General features: G+C 60.4%; 5 protein-coding genes. All 5 read left to right on the forward strand.

Translation table 11 applies throughout. From position 1 onward, the window contains the following. The first annotated feature begins 67 nt into the window (after positions 1 to 67). A complete protein-coding gene (locus tag ACK4TM_RS17020; protein ID WP_409703638.1) occupies positions 68 to 1252 on the forward strand; it encodes an ABC transporter substrate-binding protein in 1185 nt (394 codons plus the stop codon). Between the two features lie 94 nt (positions 1253 to 1346). Next, on the forward strand, positions 1347 to 2129 hold the full coding sequence (locus tag ACK4TM_RS17025; RefSeq protein WP_409703641.1) for an ABC transporter ATP-binding protein: 783 nt from the start codon (positions 1347 to 1349) through the stop codon (positions 2127 to 2129). Continuing rightward, the gene (locus tag ACK4TM_RS17030; RefSeq protein ID WP_409703644.1) at positions 2126 to 2950 is read left to right on the forward strand and encodes an ABC transporter ATP-binding protein; all 825 of its coding nucleotides are present in this window, start codon (positions 2126 to 2128) and stop codon (positions 2948 to 2950) included. Before ACK4TM_RS17025 ends, ACK4TM_RS17030 begins: the two co-directional genes overlap by 4 nt. 5 nt (positions 2951 to 2955) lie before the next feature. Next, positions 2956 to 3966: a branched-chain amino acid ABC transporter permease gene (locus ACK4TM_RS17035; protein WP_409703647.1), complete on the forward strand. Its 1011-nt coding sequence runs from the start codon at positions 2956 to 2958 to the stop codon at positions 3964 to 3966. Continuing rightward, on the forward strand, positions 3963 to 4963 hold a 1001-nt coding region (locus ACK4TM_RS17040; RefSeq protein ID WP_409703650.1), incomplete at its 3' end, for a branched-chain amino acid ABC transporter permease. The genes ACK4TM_RS17035 and ACK4TM_RS17040, both read left to right, overlap by 4 nt.

Below are 4963 nucleotides of genomic sequence, written 5' to 3' on the forward strand. Positions count from 1 at the left end.
CTTTCCTTTTGGAAACAGCCTGCTAATCTCCGCCGCAGGGTAAAAATATCCAATGAGGGAGACGACAATGAAAAAACTGATGATGGCGACAACCGCCATGACGCTGATCGCTGGCGGCGCATTCGCGCAGGACGTCAAGATCGGTGTGATCCTGGGCTTTACCGGCCCGCTGGAATCGATCACGCCAGCCATGGCCGCGGGTGCGGAACTGGCGATGGCCGAAGTCACCGAATCCGGCCTGCTGCTGGATGGCGCAACCGTCGAAGCCATCCGCGCCGACAGCACATGTATCGATGCCGGTGCCGCGACTGCCGCTGCCGAACGTCTGATCACCTCTGACGGTGTGACCGCGCTGATGGGTGCCGATTGTTCCGGCGTGACCAGCGCGATCCTGCAAAACGCAGCCCGCCCCAATGGCATCGTGATGATCTCGCCATCCGCGACATCGCCGGGCCTGTCCACCGTCGAAGATGACGGCCTGTTCTTCCGCACAGCCCCATCCGACGCGCGTCAGGGTGTGATCATCACCAACATCCTGCAGGACCGCGGTTTTGATACCGTCGCTGTCACCTATACCAACAACGATTATGGTAAAGGTCTGGCCGATGCGTTCCAGGCGGAATTCGAGGCTGCTGGCGGCACCGTCACCATCTCTGCCGCGCATGAAGACGGCAAGGCCGATTATTCTGCCGAAGTCGGCGCGCTGGCCTCTGCCGGTGGTGACGTGCTGGTCGTGGCCGGCTACGTCGATCAGGGCGGTTCCGGCGTGATCCGTGCGGCACTGGATACCGGCGCATTCGACACATTCTACCTGCCCGACGGCATGGTGGGGTCCGTGTTGAACGACCGTTTCGGGTCGGAACTTGACGGCACATTCGGCGCCTATCCCGGCACCGATAGCCCGGGTGCGGCATTGTTCGTTGAAATGGCCGAAGCCGCCGGTTTCGACGGCACGGGTGCATTCGCCCCTGAATCCTATGACGCTGCGGCACTGATCATGCTGGCGATGGCGAAAGCCGGGTCCGCCGATTCCGCCGACTTCAAGGATCATGTGATGGATGTCGCCAACGAACCTGGCGAACTGATCTATCCGGGTGAACTGGCCAAGGCGCTGGAACTGATCGCGGCTGGTGAAAACATCAACTACGAAGGTGCCTCTGCCGTCGAACTGATCGGGCCCGGCGAATCCGCTGGCAACTATCAGGAAATCGAATTCGTCGATGGCAGCTATTCCACCATCGGGTATCGTTAATCTGATCTGACAAGATCATGGGCGGCGCGGGGTCAATCCTGCGCCGCTTTTTCAAAGCAAGACGGGCGATAACGTCCGCGCGCGGGGAGCAAAAATGATTGTCGTTGAAAATCTGGTGAAGACCTTTGGTGGTTTTCACGCTGTCGATGGTGCATCCTTGCGCATCGAAGAAGGGTCCATCACCGGACTCATCGGTCCAAATGGGGCCGGAAAAACCACTCTTTTCAATGTGATCGCAGGCGTTCTTTCACCGACCTCGGGCCGCGTGACGATGATGGGTGACGATATCACCGGCCTGCCGCCGCATGAATTATTCCACAAGGGCTTGCTGCGCACCTTTCAGATTGCGCATGAATTTTCATCCATGACGGTGCGCGAGAACCTGATGATGGTCCCTGCCGCGCAATCGGGCGAAACGCTGTGGAACGCATGGTTCGGCCGCAAGCGGATTGCCGATGAAGAACGCGCCCTGCGCGCCAAGGCCGACGAAGTCATCGAATTTCTGACCATCGATCACCTGAAAGACGAACGCGCGGGCAATCTGTCCGGCGGGCAGAAAAAACTGCTCGAACTGGGGCGCACGATGATGGTCGACGCCAAAATCGTCTTTCTGGACGAGGTCGGCGCAGGCGTGAACCGCACCCTGCTGAACACCATCGGCGATGCGATCATCCGGCTGAACAAGGAACGCAATTACACCTTTGTCGTGATCGAACATGACATGGATTTCATCGAACGGCTGTGTGACCCGGTGATCTGCATGGCCGAAGGGCGCGTGCTGGCCCAAGGTACGCTGGCCGAGATCAAGGCGAATGAACAAGTGATCGAGGCCTATCTGGGCACCGGGCTCAAGAACAAAGACAAGGTCGGCGCATGAGCAACCCATACCAAGATGATCGCGGTAACAAGGACCGGTCCATCACCAACCCGGCAGGCCAAGGCAGCGAGATGCCGCGCAACAAAAGCGGCAAGGTCACGCCCGCCGAAAGCACCGCCTTTCTGATCGGCGAGGCGATGACCGGCGGCTATGGCAAAGGCCCCGATATCCTGCATGACTGCACGATTGCGGTCGAGCGGGGCGAAATCGCCGTGATCGTCGGCCCCAACGGCGCCGGCAAATCCACCGCGATGAAGGCGGTGTTCGGCATGCTGAATGTCCACTCTGGCCGCGTCCTGCTGGATGGCGAGGATATCACAACGCTGACGCCGCAGGACCGGGTGGTCAAGGGGATGGGCTTTGTGCCGCAAACCTCCAACATCTTCACCTCGATGACGGTCGAGGAAAACCTTGAAATGGGCGCCTTCATCCGCCGCGATGATTTCCGCGATACGATGGCGCAGGTCTATGACCTGTTCCCGATCCTGAAAGACAAACGCCATCAGGCGGCGGGCGAATTGTCCGGCGGGCAGCGTCAGCAGGTCGCTGTCGGTCGCGCGCTGATGACCAAACCCAAGGTGCTGATGCTGGATGAACCCACCGCAGGGGTCAGCCCCATCGTCATGGATGAACTCTTCGACCGGATCATCGAAGTTGCGCGCACTGGCATCCCGATCCTGATGGTCGAACAAAACGCGCGCCAAGCGCTTGAAATCGCAGACAAAGCCTATGTGCTGGTACAGGGCCGCAACGCCCATACCGGCACCGGCAAAGAATTGCTGGCAAACCCCGAAGTGCGCCGCAGCTTTCTTGGGGGATAAGGGATATGGATTTTCTTAACGCATTCGTCGTGCTGGCGAATTTCGTGATCGTGCCGGGGCTGGCTTACGGCGCGCAGCTTGCGCTGGGCGCGCTGGGTGTCACGCTGATCTACGGTATCCTGCGGTTTTCCAACTTTGCCCATGGTGACACGATGGCCTTTGGCACCGCGATCACCATCATCGGCACCAATGCGCTGCTGGCGCTGGGGATCACCTTTGGCCCCCTGCCTACCGCCCTGATCGCCCTGCCCTTTGGGATTGCGATCACCTGTCTGCTGCTGCTGGGCACCGACTGGCTGGTCTATAAATTCTACCGGGTGAAAAAGGCGGCCCCCGTCATTCTGGTCATCGTATCGATGGGTGTGATGTTCATCATGAACGGGATCGTCCGGGTCGTCATCGGGGTCGAGGATATCAACTTTGCCGATGGCGAACGTTTCGTCGTGTCCGTGCGCGGTTTCCGCGAGGCGACGGGCCTGGCCGAGGGGCTGGCGATCCGCACCACGCAGGTCATCACCGTCGTCGTCGCGCTGATCGCCATGGCGCTGCTGTTCTGGTTCCTGACCAAGACCCGCACCGGCAAATCCATGCGCGCCTTTTCCGATAACGAGGATCTGGCGCTGCTGTCCGGCATCAACCCCGATTGGGTGGTCAAGGTGACATGGATGATCGTCGCCGCACTCGCCACCACGGCGGGCGTGCTTTACGGGCTGGATAAATCGTTCAAGGCCTTCACCTATTTCCAGCTGCTGCTGCCGATCTTTGCCGCCGCCATCGTCGGCGGGCTGGGCAGCCCATTGGGCGCCATTGCTGGCGGCTTCGTGATCGCCTTCAGCGAAGTCACCGTGACCTATGCCTGGAAACGGGTGCTGACCTATGCGCTGCCGGAAAACCTCGCCCCCGAAGGGTTGGTGCAACTGATGTCCACCGATTATAAATTCGCCGTCAGCTTTGCGATCCTGATCATCGTCTTGCTTTTCAAGCCGACCGGCCTGTTCAAAGGGAAATCCGTATGAACCCCGCAATCCGCACACCGCTGCTGTTTGGTTTCGTCGCAATCCTGATTCTTGGGACTGGCGTCGTGCAGGGCTGGAATTCGGCCCTGCTGATCCTCAACATGGGGCTGATTTCCGCGATCATGGCGCTGGGGGTCAATCTGCAATGGGGCTTTGCCGGGCTGTTCAACATCGGTGTCATGGGCTTTGTCGCCCTTGGTGGTCTGGCCGCCGTGCTGGTCTCGACGCAGCCCACCCCCGGCGCATGGCAGGCGGGCGGCTGGAACATCCTGATCGGTCTGACGCTGGGGGCCGCGACAATCGTCGCCGCCGTGCTGGCACAAAGCCGGATGCAAAAGGGCCGCATCCGCACCTTTACCACGCTGGCGATCCTGATCGTGGGCTTTATGGTCTATCGCGCCGTATTCGATCCCGGTGTCACCGCGGTCGAGGCGATCAACCCCTCGGTCAGCGGCAATCTGGGCGGTCTGAACCTGCCGATCCTGCTGTCATGGCCTGTGGGCGGATTGCTGGCGGCGGGTGCGGCATGGATCATCGGCAAAACGGCCCTTGGCCTGCGGTCCGATTATCTGGCGATTGCGACGCTGGGCATCGCCGAAATCATCATCGCCGTGCTGAAAAACGAGGACTGGCTGTCGCGCGGCGTCAAGAACGTCATCGGCCTGCCGCGCCCTGTCCCGTTCGAGATTGAATTGCAGCAAGATCCCGTCTTTGTCGAACGCGCGCTGAGCCTTGGGATGAACCCCGTGCTGGCGTCGGGCATCTATACCAAGCTTGCCTATGCGGGCCTGTTCGTGGTGGTGCTGCTGATCCTGCTCTGGATGGCGGAAAAGGCGCTGAACAGCCCATGGGGCCGGATGATGCGCGCGATCCGCGACAATGAAACCGCAGCGCGCGCCATGGGCAAGGATGTCACCGCACGGCATCTGCAGATCTTCATCCTCGGCTCTGCCATCTGCGGGGTCGCCGGTGCGATGATGATCACGCTGGACGGGCA

The organism is Yoonia sp., assembly GCF_046292185.1.
GTDB lineage: Bacteria > Pseudomonadota > Alphaproteobacteria > Rhodobacterales > Rhodobacteraceae > Yoonia.

Excerpts from the sequence above, each read along its gene's own strand:
- ACK4TM_RS17035 (WP_409703647.1), top strand. The coding sequence starts at position 2,956 with ATGGATTTTCTTAACGCATTCGTCGTGCTGGCGAATTTCGTGATCGTG.
- ACK4TM_RS17030 (WP_409703644.1), top strand. The coding sequence starts at position 2,126 with ATGAGCAACCCATACCAAGATGATCGCGGTAACAAGGACCGGTCCATC.
- ACK4TM_RS17020 (WP_409703638.1), top strand. The coding sequence starts at position 68 with ATGAAAAAACTGATGATGGCGACAACCGCCATGACGCTGATCGCTGGC.
- ACK4TM_RS17025 (WP_409703641.1), top strand. The coding sequence starts at position 1,347 with ATGATTGTCGTTGAAAATCTGGTGAAGACCTTTGGTGGTTTTCACGCT.